This is a genomic window from Arthrobacter sp. JB02-1C (genome assembly GCF_057748045.1).
In genome coordinates, this window is the sequence record NZ_CM173235.1 from 2202185 (window position 1) to 2228440 (window position 26256).

The 26256-nt window shown below is 69.1% G+C and carries 17 protein-coding genes and 1 tRNA gene; 14 read left to right on the forward strand and 4 right to left on the reverse strand.

Annotated features, from left to right (window positions below):
• Positions 1 to 18: 18 nt before the first annotated feature.
• Complete coding sequence (locus AC3ANP_RS10505; RefSeq protein ID WP_488333022.1) at positions 19 to 1734, reverse strand: dolichyl-phosphate-mannose--protein mannosyltransferase; 1716 nt, start codon at positions 1732 to 1734, stop codon at positions 19 to 21.
• Between the two features lie 85 nt (positions 1735 to 1819).
• On the opposite strand from AC3ANP_RS10505, the gene rsmI reads away from it, so the two are divergent.
• Together rsmI and AC3ANP_RS10515 are read left to right on the forward strand one after the other, a co-directional pair.
• Positions 1820 to 2707: a 16S rRNA (cytidine(1402)-2'-O)-methyltransferase gene (gene rsmI, locus AC3ANP_RS10510; RefSeq protein WP_488330128.1), complete on the forward strand. Its 888-nt coding sequence runs from the start codon at positions 1820 to 1822 to the stop codon at positions 2705 to 2707.
• Between the two features lie 166 nt (positions 2708 to 2873).
• Positions 2874 to 4373 (forward strand): NAD-dependent succinate-semialdehyde dehydrogenase, encoded by a 1500-nt coding sequence (locus AC3ANP_RS10515; RefSeq protein WP_488330129.1) that lies wholly within the window; start codon positions 2874 to 2876, stop codon positions 4371 to 4373.
• A 36-nt stretch (positions 4374 to 4409) separates the two neighbouring features.
• Here the strand turns inward: AC3ANP_RS10515 and AC3ANP_RS10520 are convergent, their stop codons facing one another.
• From AC3ANP_RS10520 to AC3ANP_RS10530, 3 genes are read right to left on the reverse strand one after another with little or no spacing between them, the layout of a single operon-like run.
• Positions 4410 to 6932, reverse strand: coding sequence for a transglutaminase TgpA family protein (locus AC3ANP_RS10520; RefSeq protein ID WP_488330130.1), 2523 nt, complete (start codon positions 6930 to 6932; stop codon positions 4410 to 4412).
• Positions 6929 to 8311 (reverse strand): DUF58 domain-containing protein, encoded by a 1383-nt coding sequence (locus AC3ANP_RS10525; RefSeq protein ID WP_488330131.1) that lies wholly within the window; start codon positions 8309 to 8311, stop codon positions 6929 to 6931. Before AC3ANP_RS10525 ends, AC3ANP_RS10520 begins: the two co-directional genes overlap by 4 nt.
• 14 nt (positions 8312 to 8325) lie before the next feature.
• Positions 8326 to 9417 (reverse strand): AAA family ATPase, encoded by a 1092-nt coding sequence (locus AC3ANP_RS10530; RefSeq protein WP_488330132.1) that lies wholly within the window; start codon positions 9415 to 9417, stop codon positions 8326 to 8328.
• A 161-nt stretch (positions 9418 to 9578) separates the two neighbouring features.
• On the opposite strand from AC3ANP_RS10530, the gene AC3ANP_RS10535 reads away from it, so the two are divergent.
• From AC3ANP_RS10535 to AC3ANP_RS10590, 12 genes are all read left to right on the forward strand, one after another.
• On the forward strand, positions 9579 to 10481 hold the full coding sequence (locus AC3ANP_RS10535; protein WP_488330133.1) for a TatD family hydrolase: 903 nt from the start codon (positions 9579 to 9581) through the stop codon (positions 10479 to 10481).
• A 305-nt stretch (positions 10482 to 10786) separates the two neighbouring features.
• On the forward strand, positions 10787 to 11947 hold the full coding sequence (locus AC3ANP_RS10540; protein ID WP_488330134.1) for a resuscitation-promoting factor: 1161 nt from the start codon (positions 10787 to 10789) through the stop codon (positions 11945 to 11947).
• Between the two features lie 83 nt (positions 11948 to 12030).
• On the forward strand, positions 12031 to 12939 hold the full coding sequence (rsmA, locus tag AC3ANP_RS10545; protein ID WP_488330135.1) for a 16S rRNA (adenine(1518)-N(6)/adenine(1519)-N(6))-dimethyltransferase RsmA: 909 nt from the start codon (positions 12031 to 12033) through the stop codon (positions 12937 to 12939).
• 61 nt (positions 12940 to 13000) lie between these two features.
• On the forward strand, positions 13001 to 13963 hold the full coding sequence (locus tag AC3ANP_RS10550; protein ID WP_488330136.1) for a 4-(cytidine 5'-diphospho)-2-C-methyl-D-erythritol kinase: 963 nt from the start codon (positions 13001 to 13003) through the stop codon (positions 13961 to 13963).
• Positions 13964 to 14045: 82 nt separating this feature from the next.
• The gene (locus tag AC3ANP_RS10555; protein WP_488330137.1) at positions 14046 to 15875 is read left to right on the forward strand and encodes an ABC-F family ATP-binding cassette domain-containing protein; all 1830 of its coding nucleotides are present in this window, start codon (positions 14046 to 14048) and stop codon (positions 15873 to 15875) included.
• A gap of 264 nt (positions 15876 to 16139) precedes the next feature.
• Positions 16140 to 16211 (forward strand) — tRNA-Gln (locus AC3ANP_RS10560).
• A 215-nt stretch (positions 16212 to 16426) separates the two neighbouring features.
• Entirely contained in the window at positions 16427 to 17917 is a 1491-nt protein-coding gene (gene glmU, locus AC3ANP_RS10565) for a bifunctional UDP-N-acetylglucosamine diphosphorylase/glucosamine-1-phosphate N-acetyltransferase GlmU (protein WP_488330138.1), read from the forward strand.
• Between the two features lie 5 nt (positions 17918 to 17922).
• Positions 17923 to 18903, forward strand: coding sequence for a ribose-phosphate diphosphokinase (locus AC3ANP_RS10570; protein ID WP_488330139.1), 981 nt, complete (start codon positions 17923 to 17925; stop codon positions 18901 to 18903).
• A 279-nt stretch (positions 18904 to 19182) separates the two neighbouring features.
• Positions 19183 to 19779, forward strand: coding sequence for a 50S ribosomal protein L25/general stress protein Ctc (locus AC3ANP_RS10575; RefSeq protein WP_488330140.1), 597 nt, complete (start codon positions 19183 to 19185; stop codon positions 19777 to 19779).
• Between the two features lie 105 nt (positions 19780 to 19884).
• Positions 19885 to 20472: an aminoacyl-tRNA hydrolase gene (gene pth / locus AC3ANP_RS10580; protein ID WP_488330141.1), complete on the forward strand. Its 588-nt coding sequence runs from the start codon at positions 19885 to 19887 to the stop codon at positions 20470 to 20472.
• 140 nt (positions 20473 to 20612) lie between these two features.
• Entirely contained in the window at positions 20613 to 23360 is a 2748-nt protein-coding gene (locus AC3ANP_RS10585) for a LuxR C-terminal-related transcriptional regulator (protein WP_488330142.1), read from the forward strand.
• Positions 23361 to 23433: 73 nt separating this feature from the next.
• Positions 23434 to 26055, forward strand: a complete 2622-nt coding sequence (locus AC3ANP_RS10590; RefSeq protein ID WP_488330143.1) for a helix-turn-helix transcriptional regulator — start codon at positions 23434 to 23436, stop codon at positions 26053 to 26055.
• Positions 26056 to 26256 lie beyond the last annotated feature (201 nt).

Here is a 26256-nt window from a genome sequence, read left to right on the forward strand (position 1 = left end):
TCCGCTAGTTATCCTGCCCTAGATCCAGGACGGCATCCACATCCGGAACCGCCAGTCCTGGTATGAAATCAGTTCCCCGGTCCAGACCGGGTAGAAGTAGGCCGAGAGCAGCACCGCCCCAACGACGAACACCGCCACCAGGTAAAGCCCGGAGCGCCGCCGCCAGAGCGGATCCGTCCGCCGGCCCAGGACCAGGCCCAGGCAGTAGGCCAGGGCAAGCACCAGGAACGGTTCGAAGGAGACAGCGTAAAAGTAGAACATGGTGCGTTCGGGGTACATGAACCAGGGCAGGTAGCCGGCGCCGACGCCCGCCAGGACCGCGCCGGCGCGCCAGTCGCGCCGGCCGATCCACCAGAACAGCAGGACACCCAGGCAGACGGCCGCGCTCCACCAGATGAGCGGATTGCCGACCGAGAGGATGGCCGAGGTGCAGCTGGGCAGCTCGCACCCGGAGGCGCCCTGCTTTAGCGACTCGTAGTAGAACGACGTCGGGCGGCCCATCACCAGCCAGCTCCAGGCACTCGCCTCGTAGGGATGCTCGGCGCTGAGGCCCTGGTGGAACTTGTACGCCTCCAGGTGGTAGTGCGCCAGCGAACGGAGCGAAGCGGGGACCCAGCCCCACTCCGCTGAGGGATTGCTCTCGGCCCAGTGCCGGTAATAGGCATTGCTGGAACGGAACCAGCCCGTCCAGGTGGCGGTGTACACCAGGGCGGCGACCGGGACGATGCTCAGGAAGGCGGGGACGCCGTCCTTGAGGATGCCGCCGGTGATCCAGCCGTGGACCCCGGCGATCCGGCGGGCACTGAGATCCCAGAACACCGTCAGCAGGCCAAAGCCGGCCAGGAAAAACAGGGCCGACCATTTGGTGCCGACGGCCAGTCCAAGGCACACCCCCGCGGCCAGCCGCCACCAGCGGATCCCCAGCCACGGTCCGGCGGCCAGCTGCAGGCGCGACGGAACGCCGCCGGGGGAGGCGGCGGCCTGCCGGCCCAGCCGTGCCGCGAGCCGGCGCCTGCCGTCGTCGCGGTCCATCAGCAGGGCGCCGAAGGCGGCCAGAACCCAAAACATCAGGAAGATGTCCAGCAGGGACGTGCGGGACATCACCAGGTGGTGCCCGTCCACGGCCAGCAGCACGCCCGCCACGGCGCCCAGCGTCAGTGAACGCAACAACTTCTGCGCGATCAGGGCTATCAGGAAGATCGACAGCGTCCCGGTCAGGGCGGCACCGAAACGCCAGCCGAAAGAGCTCTCGGGGCCGAACAGCCACATGCCGGCCGCGATCATCCACTTGCCCACCGGCGGGTGCACCACGTATTCCGGGCTGTCCAGCAGGACGCCGGGGTGGCCGGCGATGAAGGAATCGTTGGCCTTGTCCGGCCAGGCCCGCTCGTAGCCGCTGACCAGGAGGGAATACCCGTCCTTGACGTAGTAGGTCTCATCGAAGACGAGGCTGTGCGGGGTGTCGAGCCGGACGAAGCGCAGGATGCCGCCGAGCAGCGCGGTCAGCGCCGGGATGAGCCAGAACCAGAGCCGGAGCGAGGGCGGAAAGTCCCGCCAGCTGCGGATATTGCCGACCAGCCGCTCAGCCAGGGCATCGGGCGTGAACGCGGTCCCGGGCCTGCTGATCCAGCGGTGTCCTTCCAGGTTCCGGCCGGTGTTGGCTGGGCGGCGGGTGCTGTCCGTACCGGATTCGGCACGCGCCGGCGCGGCTGGACCGGCCTTGGCAGGCCGCATGGGGGTCTGCGTCACCTTGCCATGCTACCGTTCATGGCCCGGATCCCCGGTCCCGCGCGCCGCCCGCCGGCAGTAGGCTGGTGGGGTGGATCCCGAGCAAAGCACCGCCCCTGCCCCTGCCGATTCAGGTCCGGCCGCCGGGCCCGGCCGGATTGTGCTGGCAGCTACCCCGATCGGGAACGTCGGCGATGCAACCGCCCGCCTCGTTGAACTGCTGTCAACGGCGGACATCGTCGCGGCCGAGGACACCCGGCGCCTGCACCGGCTGGTCCAGAGCCTTGGCATCGCCGTGGCCGGCCGGGTCATCAGCTACCACGAGCACAACGAGGCGGCGAAGACCGGCGAGCTCCTGGAGCAGGTGCGGGCCGGGAAGACACTGGTGATGGTGACCGACGCCGGCATGCCCTCAGTGTCGGACCCGGGATTCCGCCTGGTCGAAGGCGCGGTTGCCGCCGGGCTCACGGTCACCGCCGCCCCGGGCCCCTCGGCCGTGCTGACCGCGCTCGCCCTCTCCGGGCTGCCAACCGACCGGTTTTGTTTCGAAGGGTTCCTGCCGCGGAAGGCCGGGGAACGTGCCTCCCGGCTCGCGGACCTCGACGCCGAGCGCCGCACCATGGTGTTTTTCGAGGCCCCGCACCGGCTCGAGCCGATGCTCCGGGCCCTGCACGAGCGCTTCGGCGCAGACCGGAGCGCGGCCATCTGCCGGGAGCTGACCAAGACCTACGAGGAAGTCATCCGGGGGCCGCTGCGCGAACTCCTCGAATGGGCCGAAACCCACGAGGTCCGGGGCGAGATCGCCGTCGTCGTGGGCGGCGCGCCCGAGCGGGAGCCGGGCCGTCCGGAGGACCAGGTGGCGGCCGTCAACGCGCTGATCGCCCAGGGTGTGCGGTTAAAGGAAGCGGTCGCGGCGGTGGCCGATGATGCCCGGATCAGCAAACGCGAGCTGTACTCCGCCGTGCTCGCCGCACGCTGAGCCCGGCGGTTGTGCAGCTGCACAGCGAAACCGGCGCAGGGCAGTGCGCCGATGCGTAGACACCCCGCAGCGGCCGGCAGTACCGTGGCACTAACCCCGGCCCCGCGGCGCGCACCGCCGCGTGCCGCTTCAAAGGGTTCCCACCACTGCTGATAAGGGAGTCGTTGTGACTGTAACTGCCCAGCCCACCGTTACCGCGGAGCGTGAGGCCGCGCTGCTGGCCCGTGTGCCGACCGGTCTGCTGATCGACGGACAGTGGCGTCCGGCCGTGTCCGGCAAGACCTTCGACGTCGAGGACCCGGCCACCGGCAAGGTGCTCCTGAGCGTTGCCGACGCCGGCCCCGAGGACGGCGCCGCGGCCCTGGATGCTGCCGTGGCCGCGCAGGATTCCTGGGCCAAGGTTCCGCCCCGGGAGCGTGGCGAGATCCTGCGCCGCGCTTTCGACCTGGTCACGGAACGGGCCGAGGACTTCGCGCTGCTGATGACCCTTGAAATGGGCAAGCCGCTGGCTGAGGCCCGCGGCGAGGTTACCTACGGGGCCGAGTTCCTGCGCTGGTTCTCGGAGGAAGCCGTCCGTGCGTTCGGCCGGTACTCGACGGCACCGGACGGAAAGTCCCGGCTGTTGGTGACGAAGAAGCCGGTGGGTCCGTGCCTGCTGATCACCCCGTGGAATTTCCCGCTGGCGATGGCCACCCGGAAGATCGCCCCCGCAGTGGCAGCAGGCTGCACGATGGTGCTGAAGTCCGCGAACCTGACCCCCCTGACCTCGCAGCTGTTCGCTGCCGTGATGCTCGAGGCCGGGCTGCCGGCGGGCGTGCTGAACGTGATCCCGACCTCCACCGCCGGCGCCACCACGGGGCCCTTGATCAAGGATTCCCGGCTCCGGAAGCTCTCCTTCACCGGGTCCACCGAGGTGGGCCGCCGGCTGCTCGCCGATGCTTCGACCAATGTCCTGCGGACCTCGATGGAACTGGGCGGCAACGCGCCGTTCGTGGTGTTCGAAGACGCCGATATCGACGCCGCCGTCACCGGGGCAATGCTCGCGAAGCTGCGCAACATGGGGGAGGCGTGCACCGCGGCGAACCGGTTCATCGTGCACGAGTCCGTGGCCGGGGAATTCGCGGAGAAGTTTGCCGCGAAGATGAAAGAGATGACCCCGGCCCGGGGGACGGAACCGCAGTCGAAACTGGGTCCGCTGATCGACGCGAAGAGCCGGGACAAGGTCCACGAACTGGTCTCGGACGCCGTCTCCGCTGGCGCGGCGACCGTACTCGGCGGCAACGCCGTCGAGGGCCCGGGCTATTTCTATCAGCCGACGATCCTCACCGGCGTTCGCGAGGGCGCCCGGATCCTCTCCGAAGAGATTTTTGGGCCGGTCGCCCCGATTATCACCTTCGGCACCGAGGACGAGGCGGTGCGGCTCGCCAACAGCACCGAATACGGGCTGGTGGCCTATGTTTTCACGAAGGACCTGAACCGCGGTCTCCGGATGGGCGAGCGCCTCGAAACGGGGATGCTGGGACTGAATGCCGGCGTGGTGTCCAATGCGGCGGCGCCGTTCGGCGGCGTCAAGCAGTCGGGTCTGGGCCGCGAAGGCGGGCTGGAAGGCATCGAGGAGTACCTCTACACCCAGTACATCGGCATCGCGGACCCCTACGCCGGCTGACGACGGCGGGCGCGGACGGCCCGGCGGTTACGCCGGCTAACGATGGCGGGCGCGGACGGCCCGGCGGAGCCTGGAGAAGGCGTCGGCGGCACCGTGCCGGGACAATTTCTCCTGCCTCTTCTCCTGCCTCGGGGCCGGCCGGCGCGGCCTGGGCTTCCTGTTGCCCCAGCGGGTGAGGAGCGAGGGCGGCAGCCACGCGGCGCGCAGCCGGGTCCACCGCGACGCGTTCGCCCGCAGGGTGTCCCGGATGACGGCAATCCGCTCCGCGGCCGAACCGCCCGCCGGGCCCACGCCCGGTGCGGCGGCGTCGGGGCGGCCGTACTGCTGCCGCTCGAAGTCTCCGGTCAGCGCGGCCACGGCGTCGTGCGCCGGCCGGTCCAGGCCGCCGGGTTCTCCGAGCGCGGCGGAGGCACGCAACCGTCCGGCGAAGCGGCGCGGCGTTTCGCTGCGCCGCGGCGGCACGCCATAGTCGGCGGCAAGGTCGCGCAGTTCGTCCCAGGCCGGCGCCGCCCGCGGGTCGGCTGCTGCGTCGCCGGCGCCACCGGCGGCCCGCAGCCGGCGCCGGCGGAGGCCGCCGCGGGCCAGGGCTGGTGCGGCCAGCAGCAGCAGGATCAGCAGCACGCTCGCGGCGCCATACAGCCACCGGGTATCGGGGGTGTTGGTGCCGGCGGTGCCGCCGGCGTCAGGCAGCGGAAGCGGCGCGGGCGCGGCTCCCGCCGGAGGCTTGGCGGCGTCGCTGGGGATCAGGTCGTCGTTGTTCTGGTTCGTGCTGGCGCCGCTGGGCGCCGCGGCCTCGGTCGCGTATGCGGGTACCACGCCGCGGGACGGCGTGGGTTCGAAGGCCACCCAGCCGAGGCCCTGGAAATACAATTCCGGCCAGGCATGCGCGTCACGGGCGTCGACCTCGTACTCGGGCAGCGCGCCCTGCCCCGGGATCGAGACGGTGGCGCCGGTGGCACGGCCGGGGGCGTAACCGACCGCGATCCGGCTCGGAACCCCTTCGAGCCGGGCCATCACGGCCATGGCCGAGGCAAAGTGGATACAGTAGCCGCTTTTCTGGGCCAGGAAGTCAGCCAGCACCGAGAGCCCGTTCCCGTCGTAACCGCCCTGGACCGGTGACTGAAGCGAGTAGCTGAACTCGGTGGAACGAAGGTACTTCTGGATCGCCATGGCCTTCGCGTAGCCGGTGGTGCTGCCGGCCGTGACCCTATCGGCGGTCTGCTGCACGATCCGGGGAACGTTCGCCGGGACCCGGGTGAACGTGTCGGACAGGTTCCGCACCTGGCCTGAGGACCCGGCGAGGACCGCGGGGGTCAATTTCGGAGCCACCGAGGTGACCACATACTGCTGGTTGCGGGTCGTGACGTCCAGGCCCTTGATGCTCAGGGTCGCCGGATCCCAGGTCCAGCGTCCGGTCAGCCCGGCGACTGACTCGGGAGCATACGGGGCGGGCAGGTACGGGCTGGTGAACTCGCCCGCGTCGACGGCGGTCACCACCCTGACCAGCTCCCCGGGGCTGCCGTTCAGTCCCGGGTCCAGCTCACCGGTGCCCGGCCGCCGGCTGGCATCGCGGTCGTCCGGGGACCACGAGTCGCCGTCAAAACTGTCCACCGTGACCGAGCGGAGGTACGGTGCCGCGGCGGCATTGGTGGCGTAGCTGATCTGGCCCGTTCCGGCGGGGCTGCGCAGGCTGTTGCCGAGGCTGATCATGGGGTTCAGCCCGTTGGCGGTGCCCCAGGGGTTCAGCCGCGAGCCCTGCGGGAAGAGGCCTTGATCGAAGCCTGGGATCACCAGTTGCAGCATGAGGGTCAGGGTCAGGGCCAGGGCCCCGGTCAGCGTGGCGCGCTTTACCTGGCCCGGGCTGCCGGCCGTGTCCGCGCCGGTCCCTGCGCCCGGATGAAACCAGTGGCTGCAGGCAAGGATCATCAGGAAACCGGCTGCGGCGGCGGTGAAGCCGAGCCAGCCCACGCTTTGGGGCTTGACCATCGCAGGCACCACCAGGATGGCCAGCAGCCCCAGCCCGCTGGTCGCCGGAAGCCCGAGCGGCACGCACAGGGCATCGATCAGGATCACCAGCAGCCCGAGCGTCCCGCAGACCAGCAGCACGATCCCGGCGTTCGGCGCCACCGGCGTGGTCTCCCCAATCACCGTTTCGCCCGCCCGGTCCAGGTAGCGCCGCACCTGGGCAACGGTGTCGGCGGACGGAATGAAGCCGGCCACACTGTGCTGCCGGAAGAAGGTAGAGGTCAGGACCACGGCCAGCGCCGCGAAACCGCCGGCCCCGACCAGGACCCCCCGCAGCCGCAGGGCCCGCAGCCCCGCCATCGTCATGGCCACTGCCAACACTGTGGTCAACACCGCGGGATACCAGGCCCAGCCGCGGAGCACACCATTGAGGCCCAGCGCTGCCCCCGCCACACCGGCGGCGATCGCGAACCCCATGGCCCACGGTTCGACGCCGGCCAGGCGGCGGCCGGGGCGCTCCGGCGCGGGGGAACCCCTGGTCCCGGCGCCGGGACCGGTCTGCGGGGACGTGCCCCGCTGCGGAGCCAGGGTCATCGCCGGCCCCCCGCCCCGCGCCGCACATCGGAGACGGCCGAGACGGCCGGGGCGCCGGCCTGGTCGAAGGCGGTCCACGCGGCGGTCAGCGGGGTGGCTGCCGTGACGGCGACTGCACGCCATCCTCCCCGGCGCAGGGCCTCCAGCGCGGCGCCGGCGTCGGCGCCCCGGTCGACGACCAGGATGGCGAAGGCGTTCGCGCCGAAAGCTGCAGCCGGGGCCAGGGCCCGCGCCTCGGCCAGCGAAAGCCGCCCCAGGAGGGCGAGGAGGGGACCGCGCAGCCGGTGTGCGGAGAGTTTGTCCAGCAGCCGGTCGTCGAAGGGCTGCGGTCCGGGGTCGGCCGTCGGCCGGTGCGGGCCGGTCAGCTGGATCGCGGCCAGGCTCTCCGCAATGGACTGCAGCCCTCCAGCGCCGACGTATTCGTCGGCCTCCGGCTCCGGGGCCGAGGGAGAATTCAGAAAAGCGGGCTCACCTGCCGGATCCAGGCAGCGCAGGGCATAGTTGCGCTCGCCGAGGTGGGCGCTGATCGACATCACCGCGGTGACGGCCCATTCAAAAGCGTCGCTGCTGAGCGGCTCGGGCCCGTCGGCCAGGTCGCCGGAAACGTAACCGGCGGCGGCGGCGTAGGCATGGTAGCGCTGGTCCAGGATGATGGTGGCTTCCGGAGTGGTCACTGACTCCTCCTGGCGCACCATCAACGCCCCGTGCCGGGCGGTGGCAGCCCAGTGCACGCGGCGCATCGGGTCGCCGTGCCGGTACTCGCGCGTCATGACGTCGTCGTCGCTGGGGTTGGCGCGGATCCGGGTCGGGGTGACGCCGTCGTGGCCGCGCGCGCCCGCCAGCCCGGTCACGGGAAGCTCGACGGCGGCCGGGGTAACGGTGAGCACGTCCCCGCTGCCGATCGCGTGACGGTGGACGGAGAGACCGAACGGATCGCTGAATTCGGCCGTCACCGGTCCGATCAGGAACTGGCCGCGCTTGGCGCTGCGGAGCTGGTACTCGTAGCGGCTGGTTTGCGCGACGGCCGTTCTGGCCGGGAAGCGGAACACCGGCGACTGGCCGAAGCGGTGCGGGAGCTGCTCCGCCATCAGCGCGTGGCCGGTGCCGGCGCCTACGCGGGCCACTGCGAGCCGGACTGTGGTGGCAGCGGACGTTTCAACCGGCGACGGGCTGAACTCCCGGTAGACCTGGAACCGGGGCTTAAGCATCCGCGTGCCCGCGAGGGACAGCAGCGGCAGGACCAGCAGCAGCAGCGCCAGCACCAGCAGGTCCCGGCGGCCCAGCACCTGGGCGCCCAGCAGCGACAGCACACCGGCGCCCAGGAGGCCCCAGCCGCGCGTACTGAAGATGTGTCTCGGGAGCCGGTCCAGCAGCGCCATGCCTGCCCCGTCCGCTAGTTCGCGCTGGGTTGCGGGGCGGTCCCGGCGGTCCCGCTCCGGCGGCCGGCGCGGGCCAGCGCCGGAGAGGGGTCCGCCCCCGCCGGCACCCTGGCCAGGATGGACCGGATCACGCTCTGCGGCGTCTCGCCGGTGCTGGCCGCCTTGCGGTCCAGGATGATCCGGTGCGCCAGCACCGACTCCGCCACGGCGGCAATGTCGTCCGGCAGCACGAAGTCCCGGCCCTCCAGGGCAGCGGTGGCCTTCGCCGCGCGCAACAGCTGCAGCATGGACCGCGGGCTGGCGCCCAGCCGCAGCATGGCACTCTCCCTCGTGGCCCGGCCCAGGGCCACGGTGTACTCCTTGATCGACTGGGACACATAGACGTGCTGGACGGTGGAGATCATGGACGCCACGTCTCCCGCCGTCACCACCGCCGTCACCCGGGCCAGCGGGGACGCGGCCTGATGGGTCTCGAGCATCTCCAGCTCCGCGTCCCGGTCCGGATAGCCCATCGAAATGCGCGCCATGAAACGGTCGCGCTGCGCTTCCGGGAGCGGGTAGGTGCCCTCCATCTCGATCGGGTTCTGCGTCGCCACCACCATGAACGGCTCCTCCAGCTGGTAGGACTCTCCGTCCACGGTGACCTGGTGCTCCTCCATGCACTCCAGCAGCGCGGACTGCGTCTTTGCCGAAGCCCGGTTGATCTCGTCGCCGATCACGATATTGGCGAACACGGCGCCGGGCCGGAATTCGAACATCCGGGTCGACTGGTTGTAGATGGAGACCCCGGTGACGTCGGAAGGGAGCAGGTCCGGAGTGAACTGGATCCGGCTTACCGTGCAGTCGATCGTGCGGGCGAGGGTCTTGGCCAGCAGGGTCTTGCCGACGCCCGGGACGTCCTCGAGGAGCAGGTGGCCCTGGGCGAGGAGCACCGTCAAGGCCAGCTTGGCTGCCTCCGCCTTGCCGTCAATCACGGTGTTGATGGCGCCCAGGATGCGCTCGCTGGCGGCCTGGAAAGCGGCAGGGTCCAGCGGGTCCGCTCCCCGGGCAAGGCCCTGCGGCTCCGGCAGCACTTCGTCCACGGAGGTGTGTCGGTGGTAGTCCATCGGCAGCCTTTCAGCCCTGTTGCGGCCCGGCGGAGCCGCAGCCAATGCCGGTACCCGCACCAGGTTCACGCCTGTCTTGGTATCAGCGTACTAACACAACTTGCGAAGCATATAGAGAGTTCCGGGTAATTCTCGACGCCATGCGCCGATAGGCTGGCAGGATGTGCAATCCGTTGACCCCAGCCCCGTTCCGCACACCCGGCAGCGGCGGCGCCGGCGGTGATACGGCCGGGCGGAAAGGTTACCCGCCGGCCCCCGAACCGCTGCCGGTGCCGGTGATGGACAACCACACCCATCTGGACTTCGGGGACGCCCGGCCGGCGGTCAGCATCAAAGACGCGCTGGACGCCGCCGAGGCGGTGGGAGTGCAGGGTGCGGTGCAGGTCGGCTGCGACCTTGAGTCCTCCCGGTTCACCGTGCAGGCAGTGGAGCAGGACGCCCGGCTGCTCGGCGCAGTGGCGCTGCACCCCAACGATGCCCCGCTCTATGCGGCCAGAGGGCAGTTGGAGGAGGCGCTGGCAGAGATCGAAGCGCTGGCCGCCCATCCACGGGTCAGGGCGATCGGCGAAACCGGACTGGATTATTTCCGCACCGAGGGGGAGGGGCTGGCTCCGCAGCGCTACTCATTCCGCCGCCACATCGACATCGCCAAGCGGCTGGGCCTGACGCTGCAGATCCACGACCGCGACGCGCACCAGGACGTGGTCCGGGTGCTGCGCGAAGAGGGTGCCCCGGAACGTGTGGTGTTCCACTGCTTTTCCGGCGACGAGGAGCTCGCCCGTACCTGCAACAGCGAGGGCTGGTTCATGTCCTTTGCCGGGACCGTGACCTTCAAGAACGCGGCCAACCTGCGCGCGGCGCTGGCCGTCGCGGAGCCCGGACGGGTCCTCGTCGAGACGGACGCACCCTTCCTCACCCCGCACCCGCACCGGGGGCGGCCCAACGCCAGTTACCTGGTCCCGTATACGGTCCGGGCCATGGCCGAATTGACAGGCCGGGAGCTTGGCGCGCTCTGCGCCGAACTGGCCGAAAATACCTTGGAAGCGTACGGCTCCTGGGCCTAGGTTGGACCCGATCGGCTGCCCGCGGTACATACCGGGTATGCACAAAATCTTGGTTCGTTTATAACGCTACGGTTACAGTGGTCAACTATTAGCCGGGGTCGGGGAAGGCCTTCGGATAGTTTCACTCCCGCCGGGCGCGCACACGGTCAAGAAACCATGTGTGCGCTCTCGTTTGGAAGTGTGGCGGCGCCCGCGTTTTCCGCACGTGCTTCGGACCCGTTCCGGAGCTGCCCTCCGGGGTCTTGGTGCGGCGGAACGTGTGCGCTATTCCCCGTGCCCGGACGGTCCAAAAGATATGGGCAATCGTGGTCAAGTTCTTCACATCGGACGGCAAAGTGAGCGTCGTCAAGGTTGGTGCGCAGCTCGTCGTGCTCATGGCGCTGGTTTTGGGGCTCGTCGCCTTCGTGGGCAACAACAAGACGGTCACGCTCAACGTTGACGGGAATGTCAGCTCCGTTCAGACCTTCGGCGGCACGGTCGGCCAGGTGGTCCGCGGTGCCAATGTGGAGCTGAAGTCGGCGGACAAGGTCTCGCCGGCGGCCGATTCGACGGTGCAGGACGGGTCCGTCATCAACGTGAACCTCGCGAAGACCGTCAAGGTCAGCGTGGACGGCGCGGAGCGGACGATCAGCACCACGGCCCCGACCGTGGAGCGGCTGGTGACCGAGCTCGGCGTTGCAGGCGCCTCGGAAGTCTCCGCCCCGAAGGACGCGCAGCTCGCCGTTTCCGGTTCTTTCGTCAGCATCTCGACGCCCAAGAAGGTGACCCTCGTCGCCGACGGCAAGGCCACCGAGACAACGACGACGACCGCCACCGTCGGACAGCTGCTCGCCGACGCCGGCATTAAACTCGGTGCCGGAGACCGCACCTCCCAGCCCGACAACGCCCACGTCGTCAACGACATGATCGTCAAGGTGTCCCGCGTCGACACCAGCAAGACGGCCGAAGCAACCGAACCCGTCCCGTTCGAAACCCTCACCTCCGAAGATGCGGGCATGCTCAAGGGTGAGAAGACGGTGACCCAGGCCGGGGCCGCCGGCAGCATCAGCAAGAGCTTCAAACTGGTCCTCGTCGACGGCCGCGAAGCATCCCGGACCCTGGTGTCCCAGAGCGTCACCGTCCAGCCCGTGACGCAGAAGGTCACCATCGGCACCAAAGAGAAGCCCAAGGCCGAGGCGGCACCGGCCGGCGGCAACACCGGCGCCGCGGCACCGGCCATGATGAACGAGGCCATGTGGGACAAGATCGCCCAGTGCGAGTCCGGCGGCAACTGGTCCATCAACAGCGGAAACGGCTACTACGGCGGCCTGCAGTTCGACGTGCGCACCTGGGTCGGCTCCGGTGGCGGGGCCTACGCGCCCACCGCCGCCGGCGCCAGCAAGGCCCAGCAAATCGACATCGCCAACCGGGTCTACGCGCAGCGCGGACTGCAGCCCTGGGGCTGCGGCTGGGCAGCGTCCCGCTAGGCAGGGTCGCGTCGGTGGGGTCCCGCCAAGCGGAGTCCCGCCAAGCGGAGTCCCGGGCCGCTGCCGCGGGATAGGATACCAAGGTGACTGAACCGACCTCCTCCGCCGCCGGGCCCGCCGGAAAGCTGTCCGCCGGCAGTCCAATGCCGCTCCTGGGTGCCTCCGACATCCGCCGGCTGGCCGAGGAAATCGGGGTCCGCCCCACCAAGACCCTGGGCCAGAACTTCGTCATCGACGGCAATACCATCCGGCGGATCGTCGCGGCCGCGGACATTGACAGCGACGAGACCGTCCTGGAGGTGGGGCCCGGACTGGGCTCGTTGACCCTGGGCCTGCTGGACGCCGCCAAGGCCGTGGTCGCCGTCGAAATCGACCCGGTCCTGGCCGCGAAGCTGCCGGCCACCGTCGACCGGTGGCGGCCCGAGGCGGCGAAGGATTTCCATCTCGTCCTCGCCGACGCGATGAAGGTCACCCAACTGCCGGTCCAGCCCACCGCCCTGGTGGCCAACCTGCCCTATAACGTGGCGGTTCCCGTGGTCCTGCACCTCCTGGAACACTTCCCGGGCCTCCGGCACGGACTGGTGATGGTCCAGGACGAGGTTGCCGACAGGCTCGCGGCGCCGCCAGGTTCGAAGACTTACGGCGTTCCGTCGGTCAAGGCGGCCTGGTACAGCGGCATGCGGAAGGCCGGCGTGATCGGCATGAACGTCTTCTGGCCGGCACCTAAAATCAGTTCGGGCCTGGTCGCCTTTACCCGCAGGGAACCCCCCGCCACCACCGCCAGCCGGAAAGAAGTGTTCGCCGTCATCGATGCCGCCTTTGCCCAGCGGCGCAAGACGCTCCGGGCCGCCCTGGCCGGCTGGGCGGGGAGCGCCGCGGAGGCGGAACGCTGCCTCCGCGCCGCCGGCGTCGACCCCGCCGCCCGCGGCGAAGTGCTCGACGTCACCGCCTTTGCCCGCATCGCCGAAGCCCACGCGGGCCGCGCCGCCTGACCGCGGCCGGCCGCACCGCTCCTGGTTGGAGCCATGGCGCGCCATGCCATAGCGTGGAGCCATGAACGCAGTGAGAGGGCGCTTTTCCGCGCGGACAGTCCGGGTCAAGGCCCCCGGGAAAGTGAACGTCTCACTCGATGTGGGGCCGGTGCGCCCGGACGGGTACCACCCGGTGGCCAGTGTCTATCTGGCCGTGTCGCTGTACGACGAGGTCGCGGCCACCAGCACGGACACCGGCCGGATCACCGTCGGCATCAGCCCGGCCAGCACCCTGGACCTGGACGACGTCGATATTCCGGTCGATGAGCGCAACCTCGCCTACCGGGCGGCGGCCATCATGACCGACGTCTCGGAACACTCCACCGGCGTGCACCTTGAAATCACCAAGCGCATCCCGGTTGCCGGGGGCATGGGCGGCGGCTCGGCCGATGCCGCGGCCACCCTGCTGGCCTGCGATGCGCTGTGGAACAGCGGGCTCTCCCGGGAGGAACTCGCGCACCTCGCCGCCGAGCTCGGCGCGGACGTGCCGTTCTCGCTGCTCGGCGGAACCGCCGTGGGGCTGGGGGTGGGAGATGACCTGTCGCCCGCGCTGGTCAAGGCCCAGACGGACTGGGTCCTCGTCACCGCCGACTTCGGCCTGTCCACGCCGGAGGTCTACCGCACCCTTGACCGGCTTCGCGCCGCCGAGGGCGCCCGGATCGAACCGCCCGACTCGGTGGATCCGCGGGTCCTCGCCGCCCTGCTCAGCGGCGACTCTGATGCCCTCAGCCGGGTCCTCGTCAACGACCTGCAGCGGGCCTCGATCGAGTTGGCTCCCGGGCTGCGCGACGTCCTGGGCCTGGGCGAATCCCTGGGGGCGATAGCCGGCATTGTCTCCGGATCCGGGCCGACCGTGGCGCTGCTGGCCCATGGCTCGGCCGCCGCCGAAAGCCTCGCCGGGGAGCTGTGCCGCCACGGCCTCGATGCCATGGCGGTGCACGGCCCGGTGCACGGAGCCCGCATCATCTCCGATACGCTCCTTTAGTAGCGTTGACTGTATATACGTCAGGATTAACTGCGGCGTCAGGCGCCGCCGCTCCACCCTTCACCTAGGAAAGCAGTTCCCCGTGGCACACCTTCTCGGCGGCGAAAACCTCACCGTTTCATACGCGACGCGCACCGTCCTGGACGGCATCACCCTCGGCCTTGAAGAGGGCGACCGGATCGGCATGGTGGGCCGCAACGGCGACGGCAAATCCACGCTGATGCGCCTGCTGGCCATGCGCTCCACGCCGGACTCGGGCCGGGTGACGAAGCGCAGCGAAGTCAACATCGGCTACCTGGACCAGAGCGACGTCCTGGACGGCGACCTCACCGTCGGCGCCGCCATCGTCGGGGACCAGGCCGATTACGAATGGGCCCGCAATCCGAAGATCCGTGAAGTCATGGGCGGACTGGTGTCCGACGTCGACTGGCAGGCCAACGTGCATGCGCTCTCCGGCGGCCAGAAGCGGCGCGTCGCGCTGGCCAAGCTGCTGATCGAGGACCACGACGTGATCATGCTCGACGAGCCGACCAACCACCTCGACGTCGAGGGCGTCGCGTGGCTGTCCCGGCACCTGAAGACCCGCTGGCGGCCCAACCAGGGCGCCTTCCTGGTGGTCACCCACGACCGCTGGTTCCTCGACGAAGTGTGCAACAAGACCTGGGAAATCCATGACGGCATCATGGACCCGTTCGACGGCGGCTACGCGGCCTATGTCCTGGCCCGCGCCGAGCGTGACCGTGCGGCGTCGGTGACCGAAGGCAAGCGCCAGCAGCTCGTGAAGAAGGAACTGGCCTGGCTGCGCCGCGGCGCCCCGGCCCGGACGGCCAAGCCGAAGTTCCGGATCGAGGCTGCCAACGCGCTGATCGCCGACGTCCCGGAGCCGCGCGACTCGACGGCGCTGAGCAAGATGGCTACGGCGCGTCTTGGCAAGGACGTGCTGGACCTGGAAAACGTTTCGCTCGATTTCCGCGGCGGCGAGCCCGGCCAGAAGCTGTTCGACAACATCACGCTCCGGCTCGCCCCGGGCGAGCGGCTCGGCCTGGTCGGGGTCAACGGGGCCGGGAAGACCACGCTGTTGAAGCTGCTCAACGGCGAGATTGAGCCCAGCGCCGGCAAGCTCAAGCGCGGCAAAACCGTGGTCACCGCGGTGCTCACCCAGGAGGTCAAGGAGCTCGACGACGTCTCGGACCTGCGCGTGATCGAAGTGATCGAGCGCGAAAAGCGGTCCTTCAACGTGGGCGGCAAGGAGTTCACGGCGGGCCAGCTCGTGGAGCAACTTGGGTTTACGAACGAGAAGCAGTGGACCCCGGTCAAGGATCTGTCCGGTGGCGAGCGCCGCCGGCTGCAGCTGCTGCGCCTGCTCGTGGGCGAGCCCAACGTGCTGATGCTCGACGAACCGACCAACGACCTGGACACGGATACCCTTGCCGCGGTCGAAGACGTGCTCGACGGCTGGCCCGGCACCCTCGTGGTGGTCAGCCACGACCGGTACCTGCTGGAGCGCGTCACGGACCACCAGATGGCCTTGCTGGGCGACGGCAAGGTCCGTGCCCTCCCGCGCGGCGTGGACCAGTACCTGGAACTGCGCGAAGCGGCACTGGCCGGTTCAACCATCACCGGCGGCGGAAACCCGGTCACCGGACCCAGCGGAAGCTCTGCACCCGCCGCCTCCGGCTCCTCCGAGGCCCAGAAGCGTGACGCCCGCAAGGCCAAGAACCGGATCGACCGTCAGCTCGGCAAGCTCCAGCAGCAGGAAGACAAGATCCATGCCCAGATGACCGCTGGCGCCGGCGACGCTTCCAAGTTCGACGAGCTGGCCGGCCTCAACGCGAAGCTCCAGCAGCTCGCCGCCGAACGCGAAGCCCTCGAACTCGAATGGCTCGAGGCCCTCGAGGTTCTCGGCGAGTAACCTGCTCCCGGCTGCCCCGGCTGATGGACATACCCGCTGCTTGACTCCAGGAATGGGCATGTTCTCTGGCAGCGGCATCCATACGCGGGGATGCCCTTCGCTCACGTCCAGGAATGGGCATGCTGGCAGTATGTCCATTGCTCACAGCCAGGGAAGGGCATGTCCGGGGTGGCTGCGCCGGCTCCGCTCCGGCATCAAGTCGCACGATTAACATCCTTCGTGGCAGAATTGTCTCTTGTGCTCAGGCTCGACGCCTGGGCACGGTCCGCTCTGGTGTAATGGCAGCACCCCGGCCTTTGGAGCCGTGGAGTATAGGTTCGAGTCCTATGGGCGGAACTGCCTCAGGCAGCCGGCGGCCGGACTAACCGGCCAGCCGGGCGGCGGCCGCCGGCCGTCCAGTAGGATAAAGGGGATGCCGAGGCCGGAACGTGGTCCGGCACGGCCGCGCGGAGCCGGCAACGAGGTACACCACCTGGCTGTCGTGCAAGGGTGCGCCGAGATCGACCGAACAGTGACCCCCAGCCAGGCCACTGAGCAAGGAGAGCCCGTACGTGAGCCCCGAGAACACCGGCCCCGCTGCCGTCATTGTCCTAGCTGCAGGCGCCGGTACCCGGATGAAGTCCCGTACCCCCAAGATCCTCCACGAAATCGGCGGCCGCTCCCTGGTGGGCCACGCACTTCACGCCGCCCGCGCCCTCCGGCCGCAAGAGCTGGCCCTGGTGGTCCGGCACGAACGGGACCAGGTCGCCGCGCACATCGCCGCACTTGATCCGCAGGCGCTGATTGTCGACCAGGATGACGTTCCCGGCACCGGTCGCGCCGTCGAAGCCGCCCTGGACGCCCTGGATGCCCGCCACCCCGACGGGCCGCTGAACGGAACCGTCGTCGTCACCTACGGCGATGTTCCGCTGCTCACCGGCGAACTGCTTTCCGAACTGGTCGCCGCGCACGAGGCCGACGGCAACGCCGTCACCGTCCTGACCGCCGTGCTCGACGACGCCACCGGCTACGGCCGCATCCTCCGGGCGGAGGACGGTACCGTGACCGGAATCCGCGAACACAAGGACGCCAGCGACGCCGAGCGCCTGGTCCGTGAAATCAACTCCGGCATTTACGCCTTCGACGCGGCCGTGCTGCGCGACTGCCTGGCCCACGTCACCACCGACAACGCGCAGGGCGAAAAGTACCTCACCGACGTGCTGGCCCTGGCCCGTGCCGCCGGCGGACGGGTCGCCGCCGTCGTCACCGAGGACCGCTGGCAGGTCGAAGGCGCCAACGACCGTGTCCAGCTCTCGGCGCTCGGTGCCGAGCACAACCGCCGGACCGTGGAAGCCTGGATGCGCGCCGGCGTCACCGTCGTCGACCCCGCCACCACCTGGATCGACGCCACCGTCAGCCTGGACGAGGATGTCCGGCTGCTGCCCAACACCCAGCTGCACGGCACCACCACCGTGGCGCGTGACGCCGTCGTCGGCCCGGACACCACGCTCACCGACGTCGAGGTGGGGGAGGGCGCCACGGTCATCCGCACCCACGGCTCCGGTTCGCGCATCGGCGCCCGCGCCTCGGTCGGCCCGTTCACGTACCTGCGCCCGGGCACCGTCCTGGGCGAGACCGGCAAGATCGGCGCCTTCTACGAGACCAAGAACGTCACGATTGGCCGCGGCTCCAAGCTCTCCCACCTCGGCTACGCCGGCGACGCCGAAATCGGCGAGGACACCAACATCGGCTGCGGCAATATCACTGCCAACTACGACGGCGAAAAGAAGCACCGGACGGTCATCGGTTCCGGCGTCCGCACCGGCTCCAACACCGTTTTCGTTGCGCCGGTGCGGGTGGGCGACGGTGCCTACAGCGGCGCCGGGGCCGTCATCCGCAACGACGTGCCCGCGGGCGCGCTGGCGTTGTCCATCGCCAAGCAGCGCAACGCCGAAGGCTGGGTCCCGACCCACCGGCCGGGCTCCATCTCCGCGGTGCTGGCCGAGGCCGCCGGCGGCACCCCCACATCCTCCACGACTCCGGCATCAACAGAAGAGGGCTAGTAAACATGAGCGAAATAACGGCACACGGCGAGAAGAAGCTGGTGCTGGCCGCGGGGCGCGCGCACCCGGAGCTGGCGCGTGAAATCGCCAAGGAACTGGGGACCGAACTGCTGCCGCTGGACGCCTATGACTTCGCCAACGGCGAGATCTACGTCCGCGCCGGCGAGAGCGTCCGCGGCACCGACGCCTTCGTGATCCAGGCCCACCCGGCACCGCTGAACAACTGGCTCATGGAACAGCTGATCATGATCGATTCGCTGAAGCGGGCCTCCGCCAAGCGCATCACCGTGGTTTCGCCCTTCTATCCGTACGCCCGCCAGGACAAAAAGGGACGCGGCCGCGAGCCGATCTCCGCCCGGCTGGTGGCAGACCTGTACAAGACGGCCGGAGCCGACCGCATCATGAGCGTGGACCTGCACACCTCGCAGATCCAGGGTTTCTTCGACGGGCCCGTGGACCACCTGATGGCCATCCCGCTGCTGGCCGAATACATCCGCACCCGGGTCGGCTCGGACAAGATCACCGTCGTCTCACCGGACACCGGACGGGTCCGCGTCGCGGAACAGTGGGCGGAACGCCTTGGCGGCGCCCCGCTGGCCTTCGTGCACAAGAGCCGCGACCTGACCGTGCCCAACCAGGCGGTCTCCAAGACCGTCGTTGGCCAGGTCGAGGGCCGCACCTGCGTGCTGATCGACGACATGATCGACACCGGCGGAACCATCTCCGGTGCCGTCCAGGTGCTCATGAACGCGGGCGCCAAGGACGTTATCATCGCAGCGACCCACGCCGTGTTCTCCGACCCCGCCCCGCAGCGCCTCGCCGAATCCGGCGCCCGCGAGGTCGTCGTCACCAACACCCTGCCGATCGCCGCCAGCAAGCACTTCCCGCAGCTGACAGTGCTCTCGATCGCGCCGCTGATCGCGCGCGCCATCCGTGAAGTGTTCGACGACGGCTCCGTCACCAGCCTCTTCGACGGCAACGCCTGAGCACCACCGCCGCACTTCCAGCCGGGCCCTGTTTCGTGAAACAGGGCCCGGCACTGCTAAACTTGTTCCGATACCTTGGCGAGGGAGCGCGCCGGCCTCTTATTTCGCAGACAATCGTCAACCCGCTTGACGCCTGCCTGCGCAGTGCCGGCGGCCGGTCTCCGTTATCGACTGGGTCTGAATCTCCCTTCTGAAGGGCGGCGTTGCCGCCCGGCGTTGAAGGTCGCTGACAGACCTCCGCCCTTGCTGAACAACCCGTTCGTCCCAGAGGAGATATCCATGTCTGAGCAGAAGCTCGCAGCAGAAGTCCGCGCCGAATTCGGCAAGGGCTTCGCCCGCCGCGCCCGCATGGCCGGCCAGATCCCCGCCGTCATCTACGGCCACGGCGCCGAGCCGATCCACATCACGCTGCCCGCAAAGGCCACCACCCTCGCGGTCCGCACCGCCAACGCCCTGCTGTCCCTGGACATCGATGGCGAAGAGCACCTGGCCCTGGTCAAGGACATCCAGCGCAACCCGATCAAGCAGATCATCGAGCACCTCGACCTGCTGACCGTCCGCACCGGCGAGAAGGTCACGGTGGACGTTCCCGTGCACCTGACCGGAGAGCTCGCTCCGGGCAACGCCTACAACCAGGAGATGACCACCGTCTCACTTGAGGCTGAGGCTACGAACCTGCCGACCGCCATCGAGGTCAGCATCGAGGGCCGCGCCGCCGGCGAGCACGTCCTCGCTTCCGACCTGGTGCTGCCGAAGGGTTCCGTCCTGCTGGCCGACCCCGAGTCCCTGGTCGTTCACGTCTCCGAGGCCACCGAGGTCTCCGAGGAAGAAGCATCCGCCGACACCACCGAGGGTTCCTCGGTCGCAGCCGAGTAGTTCCGTCGTTGCCGTGGCCGGGCCCCTCGGGGCTCGGCCACCGTCGTCTGCACAGACTGTCCATCCTGCCGCTCCACCGGGCCGCCCCACAAGAAGGACTGAACCATGACTGACACGTGGTTGATCGTCGGCCTCGGCAATCCAGGCTCCGAGTACGCCAACAACCGGCACAACGTCGGCCAGATGGTGCTCGACGAACTCGCCGGCCGGGTGGGGGGCGGCTTCAAGTCGCACAAGGCACGGGCCCAGGTCCTCGAAGGTCGGCTGGGTATCGGCGGCCCGCGGGTGGTGCTGGCCAAACCGCTGAGCTACATGAATGTTTCGGGCGGCCCGGTGGCCGCGCTGACGAAATTCTACGACGTCGACCCCGGCCGGGTGATCGCAGTCCATGACGAGATCGACATTCCTTTCGACACCGTCAAACTCAAAATCGGCGGCGGCGAGGGCGGACACAACGGTCTGCGCGACATCTCCAAGGCCCTGGCGACCAAGGACTATCTTCGCGTTCGGGTCGGCGTGGGACGTCCACCAGGTCGAATGGACACCGCGGACTTCGTGCTTCGGGACTTCGGCGCGGCGGAAAAAAAGGAGCTGCCTTTCCTGATCGGCACCGCAGCCGACGCCGTGGAAGCCCTGCTCCGGGAAGGCCTGCAGGCAGCCCAGCAAAAGTTCCACCCCGCCAGGACGCCATAGCCCACACTGCGTCGGTTCCTTTGCAGGCGCCCGGCTGGCCGTTATGATCTGTCTACTCTCCTGTCGGGGGATAGGGTTACGCTACTTCTAAGCGGACGGTCTCAGGTTTGCTGTCCGCAAAGCGGTGCAAAGGAAAACTGATGTCGAGGGATTCGCTGGGCTGGGGGGAAATTCCCATTTCATTGGCGCCGGCCGACGACCAACACGCCGCCGGGGCGATGAGCCGCCACGCGTGGGCCGGGCTGGCCCACGCGGCCGATGCCGACCGGGTGCGGTCTGCCTTGGCCGCGCCCGCATCGTTGGGCGTTGTCATCACGGGGGACCGCGGAGTAGGTAAGTCCCTGGTCGGACGCAATGCCTTGGCGGGACTGGGCCCGGAGGCCTATACCGTCCAGCTGCGCAGCTCCGGTTCCGGCACGTCACCGCCCTACGGATGCCTTGCCTTCACGCTCGCCCGGCTCCCGCAAAGTGCTCTCGGCTCGCCCACGGCGATCCTGCACGGAATCACCTCCCTGATCCGAGATGACGCAGCCGGCCGACAATGCTTCATCCTGCTCGACAACGCCGGTTCGCTCGACGAGCAAAGCACCGGCGTCCTCCTCAACCTGCTCCAAACGGGCACGGCACGGCTCGTCGCCACCGCGCGGCGCACCACCGACCTTCCCGCCGACTTCTACTGGCTGATCACCAGCGGGCAGCTCGCCGAAGTGCGGGTCGCCAACCTCACCGAAGTCGAAACCCGCGGCGTCCTCCAGGCCGCACTCGGACACCGTGTTTCGAGCGCCCTCGCAAGCCAGCTGCACGAGTTGGTGGGCGGCAACCTCACCCTCCTGCAGGCCGTCGTCTCCGAGCAGATCGAACGCGGCAACCTCGTGCTGTCCGGCTCGGTCTGGACCTTCGTCGACGAAGTGGTTTTGGACGGGAAGACCGCACTCGAGGACATCGTCAGGTCCCGGTACGCCCGGGAGTCCCCGCAGGCACGCGAAGCCATCGAGGTGCTGTCCTGCGCCCGCAGCCTGCCGTTGTCGAGGCTGGCAAAAATGTACGGCCCCGGCCTGATCGCCGACCTGGAAGAGGCCGGCCAGATCGTCGTCGACCGCACCGACCGGCATTTTGTCACCCTCGGTGACCGCTACCTTGGCGACATCGTGCGGAACTGGCTCAGCGTTGAACGGCGGCTGGAGCTGAGGGACAAGGTGCCGGGCCACCAGGAACACGAGCTGGACGAGCTGAGGGTGGAGGACCTGCTGGCCTACGCGGCCTGGACCCACGACTGCAACGCCGAGCTGGCGCCCGCGCATGCGTTGGCTGCGGCCCGGGCCGCCGTGCGCCTCTTCGACCCGAAGTTCGCGCTCAAGTGCGCCGGCGGGATCGCCCCGGGCGACCGCGAATGGACGGGCGGCCAGCTGGAAAAGTCCGCGGCCTACCTGCAGTTGGGGCTTCCGCGCCAGGCCATGGCGTCCCTTGACGACATCTCCGAGGCACAGATCAGCACTCTTTCCCCCGGGCCGTACGCGGACCTGGTGGCAGCCAAGGCCGACTGCATGGCCTGGCTGGCGGACCGCAGCGACCAGGTACCGGGGCTGATCCGCGAGGCCCGGGAGCGGCTGCAGGATTTCCGGCTTGCCGGCCCCGCCGAGGGCCAGGAAGCGGTGGCCCGCGCCGGCCTCAGCGTGGACCTCGCGGAGTTCAACTACCTTTCCTTCATCGGCGACTACGAATCGATGATGCCGCGGCTCGAGGCGGCCTCCCGCGGCGAGTACGCCGGGGCCATCGACCCGGTCCACCGGCTTCGGGCTTCCATCATCCTGATGGAAGCCCTTTGCCTGACCGGAAAAGAGCTTGAGTCCCGCACGCTGATGCGCGAACTGGCCGGACAACTCGGCGAATGGTCCAATGTTCCGCGGATTAGGGAAAACTTTGCCTGGCGCTCGTTCAACGTCCTGCTGCTCTCCGGCCATTGGCGCCAAAGCATCGACATGCTCAAAGACGCCAGCGGACGCGCCGGACACGGGTTGCACTCCGGGAGCGCCGCCACCGACCTCGCCGTCGGCCTCGCCTACGTGTACGCAGGCCGGGGTTATCTGGCACTGGATCCGCTCCTGGCAGCCATCGCCCAGCTCGAGGTCAGGCCCAGCCTGCATTCCCTGCGGCAGGCGTATGCCGCCACCGCCTTCGCCTACGCGCAGACCGGAAATGCTGTCCAGGCCACCGTCTACCTGGACCGGGCCCGGTCCGCCGAGGGGCCGGCACGGTTCGTGGTCGAGAGTTCGGCGGAGTTCTGCCAGGACATGGCCTCGCGCTGGTTGGGTGACCCGGATGCGAAGGAGCGGCTGGTCCGGTCCGCCGAGCGGCATTTCCGGAACGGCCGCTACACGATGGCCGGCATTTGCATGCTCGGCGCCACCGTCCACGGCACGGCGAAGGACTTTCAGTTCATGGAAGACATCTCCGCCCGCAGGCAGGGACCGCTTGCCGAATTGTCCCGCGTGGTCGCCGTCGGGAGCCGGAAAAAGGACGCCGTCACCATGCTCGAAGCCGCAGAACTGGCCGCCGCCCTCGAGCTTGATGCCGTTCAGGCCAGGTGCGCTGCGCTGGCCTTCGGCTTCGCCAAGGGCGACGGCCAGGCCGGAATCGCCGCCGCCGCGCACAATATGCTTGAGGCCCTGGCGGCCTCGGTGCCGGCGCTGCCCGTCGTCCCGCGGAACAGCGGACCGCTGCTGACCGACCGGGAGCGGCAAATCGCGGCCCTGGCCGGCAGCGGAGTGTCGAACAAGGACATCGCCCTCGAGGTGGGTATCTCGGTGCGGACCGTCGAGGGACACCTGTATCAGGTCTTTACAAAATTCGGCGTATCCTCCCGGAGTGATCTGCTTGGACTCATCTAAAGCGCGGGGGGGAGGGGCCGCCGGGCCGGAAGGCCGCGTCCCGGCCGGACGGTCCGATGACCTGGGTTCCGCGATGGAGGCCCTGCAGGACGGCGCCCGGGTAGCCGTGCTGGTGCTGGGTGAACACGGAATCGGCAAATCCACGCTGATGGAGGCCGTTGCGGATCGGCTGGGCAGCACCATGACCATCGTGCGCCTGCATGGCAGCCCGGCCCTGAGCCAGGTTCCCTACGGCGTGCTAGCCCCCTTCATCGTGGATCTGCCCGTGCAGGACGCAACCTCCCAGCTGGCGGTACTGCGAACCTTCTGGAAGTACCTTGACGGCGAACGGCGGCTGACCCAGAAACCGCTGCTGCTGATGGTCGACGACGCCCACAGCCTTGACGAAGCCACCTGCGGGGTCCTGGTCGAACTGGCTACTGCCGGCTGGGCAAAACTGCTGGTCGGAGCCGCGGCCCGCCCCTGCCTGCCCGAACCGCTCCTGCAGTTGTGGTTCGAAGGACTGGCGGAACGCCATGACCTGCGACCGCTGACCCGTGAACAGACCACCGACCTCCTGCTGGAACGGCTCGGCCCGCAGGTCCTCCCCGTTGTGGCCGAGGTGTTCTGGTCAGCCTCCGCAGGCAACCCGCTCCTGCTGACCTGCCTGCTCGACGACGCCACCAGCGACGGAACGCTCCTGCAGCGCAATGGAGTATGGCTGCTGACCCGGCAGTTGAACAGCCACGGCGAACGGCTGACCGACGTCGTGCGCCGCCAGTTGCTCCGGCGCTCGGCGGAAGAAACCAAGGCGCTGAACCTCGTGGCACTGGCCGAGCCGGTGGGCAGGGACCTGGTTGAAGCCCTTGTGGATGCGCCCACCGTGGCGGAGCTGATCGAGCAGGAACTGATCCGGGTCTCGGCCGCCCCGGAGGCGGAATTACGGCTTTGGCATCCGGTCTACGCGGATACCCTCCGCAGCCTGATCTCGCCCGCCCGCAGCCTGGAACTGCGGCAGAACCTGCTCGAATTGATGGACCGGGAACCGGAGTCGGCGGAAGGCCTGCTGCGGCAGGTCAGCTGGTCGATGGACTGTGATGTCGACGTCGAGGACCGTCAGCTGCTGCGCGCCGCCGTGCTCGCCAGCAGGCTCTTCGAAGACCAGTTGGCCCGCAGGGCGGCATCCCGGGTCAGGGATCCGGAACTGCAGATGGCGGCGCGCGCCGTGATAGCGCGAACGCATTACAACACCTCCAACCACGCCGCCGCCCGCGACATCCTCGCTGCGGACTTCGCGCGTGGGAACACGCTGGCCAGCCTGCTCGCGGGATCCCTGTTGTGGGCCGCAGTGCTGTCTGCGCTGGGACAGCCGCCGTCAGAGATCATGCAGCGAGCCGAGGCCCTGCAGACAGCCGGGCAGCGGCTCGCCGCCGAGCGACCCGCCGAGGCCGACAGTATCCTTGCCGCGGTCACGGAGCGCCTCCGCACCATCCGCACCATGGTCCTGGCCCTCGCCGGTGATGCTGAGGCGCTGGCCCCGGCAGCCGCCGAGGCAGCCCCGCCGGAGGGGGCTCCGGTGGGAATGCTCGAAACTGCGTTCGGGCTGGCCCTCAAGGCAGAGCAGCTGCTGGTGCAGGGAAAGTCGGCCGCCGCCTACGCCGCGGCCACAGCGGCACTGGGTGCGGTCAGCGACGAACAGGACGAACTGCACTTCCTCTCCGACTTCCTGGTGGTCCGAGCCGTGACCACCGCGGTCCACGGCGGTGATTGGAAAGCAGCGCAGCGCCTGCTCGAAGGCTTCGTTGCAGGGTTTGGCCCGAGCCTGATTTCCTTCGGCGGCGGAGTCCACGCGGCCACCGGTATCGCCTTGCTCTATCAAGGGAAGGCCGCCGAGGCGAAGAAGACGCTGCGGGCGGCCCTGGAAGCACTCCGCGTCACCGATCCCCAGCAGTTGTTTTCGCTCACCGCTGCGATGGGCTTCGCTGCTGCTGCGGAAGCCGGCTTCACGGAGCGGGCTGCCGCATTCCTGGCCGATTACGAATCATCCCGACCCCCTGTCTCCCGGTACCTCCGCAGCTTGGCCGCCATGGCGTTGGCTTACGGCCGGGCGCGGTTGGGGGAGCACGCTCCCGGGCTGGAGGAACTGCGGGAGCTGGGCAACACCGAAGCCGGACGCAACGCCGCGGGCCTCGAATTTGATGCGCTCGCCTTCCGGCTGGCCCTCGGGGACGCGACGGCTGCGGGCCGGCTGCGGGAGCTGCAACCGGCACTGGAGGGCAGCAGGGCGGCTGCGGTGTGCGCCTATGCCGCTGCCCTCGCCACGGGCGGACCGGCGGAGCTGGCCGCGGCGGCACAGACGTGTGAGGACGCCGAGCTCTGGGGATTCGCAGCACTGGCCCACGATGCCGTCGCTCGGTCTTACCACGAGGCCGGCGACGTGTTGCGGGAACGGGTTGCGGCCTCCCACCGGCAGCGTTGCCGGGACCGGGCCGAGCGCCTGCCGGGGCAGGAGCCTGCCGGACGGGACGCCACCTTTGGACTCCTGACCCGCCGGGAACGCGACATTGTGGCGCTGGCCGTCCGGGGCCTGACCGACCGGCAAATCGCGGCCGAGTTGCACCTGTCGGTCAGAACGGTCGAAGGCCACCTGTACCGCTGCTACGCCAAGCTGAACGTCAAGGGACGCGAGGAGCTCCGCCACTTGGCGGCGACCTGAGGATTTCCGCGTACCTGCTCGCCCTGCTGCGCGCCACTCGCGAACCCCGCGTCAACTACTTGCCCGACACCTCCGGCCTACCGCCGCGAACTGAGTACAGCCACGTAGGCCCAGCGCCCGTACTCGTCGGGCAATCGAGTACTACTTACGGATGCCCTCGCCGGTCCTAGTCCATAGCGTGGATTTATCACTGGTTAAACA

Bases quoted from the DNA above. Each gene is read 5' to 3' on its own strand.
- AC3ANP_RS10505 (WP_488333022.1), bottom strand. From the start codon at position 1,734: ATGCGGCCTGCCAAGGCCGGTCCAGCCGCGCCGGCGCGTGCCGAATCC.
- AC3ANP_RS10520 (WP_488330130.1), bottom strand. From the start codon at position 6,932: ATGACCCTGGCTCCGCAGCGGGGCACGTCCCCGCAGACCGGTCCCGGC.
- AC3ANP_RS10525 (WP_488330131.1), bottom strand. From the start codon at position 8,311: ATGGCGCTGCTGGACCGGCTCCCGAGACACATCTTCAGTACGCGCGGC.
- AC3ANP_RS10530 (WP_488330132.1), bottom strand. From the start codon at position 9,417: ATGGACTACCACCGACACACCTCCGTGGACGAAGTGCTGCCGGAGCCG.
- AC3ANP_RS10535 (WP_488330133.1), top strand. From the start codon at position 9,579: ATGTGCAATCCGTTGACCCCAGCCCCGTTCCGCACACCCGGCAGCGGC.
- AC3ANP_RS10550 (WP_488330136.1), top strand. From the start codon at position 13,001: ATGAACGCAGTGAGAGGGCGCTTTTCCGCGCGGACAGTCCGGGTCAAG.
- AC3ANP_RS10570 (WP_488330139.1), top strand. From the start codon at position 17,923: ATGAGCGAAATAACGGCACACGGCGAGAAGAAGCTGGTGCTGGCCGCG.
- AC3ANP_RS10575 (WP_488330140.1), top strand. From the start codon at position 19,183: ATGTCTGAGCAGAAGCTCGCAGCAGAAGTCCGCGCCGAATTCGGCAAG.
- pth (WP_488330141.1), top strand. From the start codon at position 19,885: ATGACTGACACGTGGTTGATCGTCGGCCTCGGCAATCCAGGCTCCGAG.
- AC3ANP_RS10585 (WP_488330142.1), top strand. From the start codon at position 20,613: ATGTCGAGGGATTCGCTGGGCTGGGGGGAAATTCCCATTTCATTGGCG.
- AC3ANP_RS10590 (WP_488330143.1), top strand. From the start codon at position 23,434: ATGGAGGCCCTGCAGGACGGCGCCCGGGTAGCCGTGCTGGTGCTGGGT.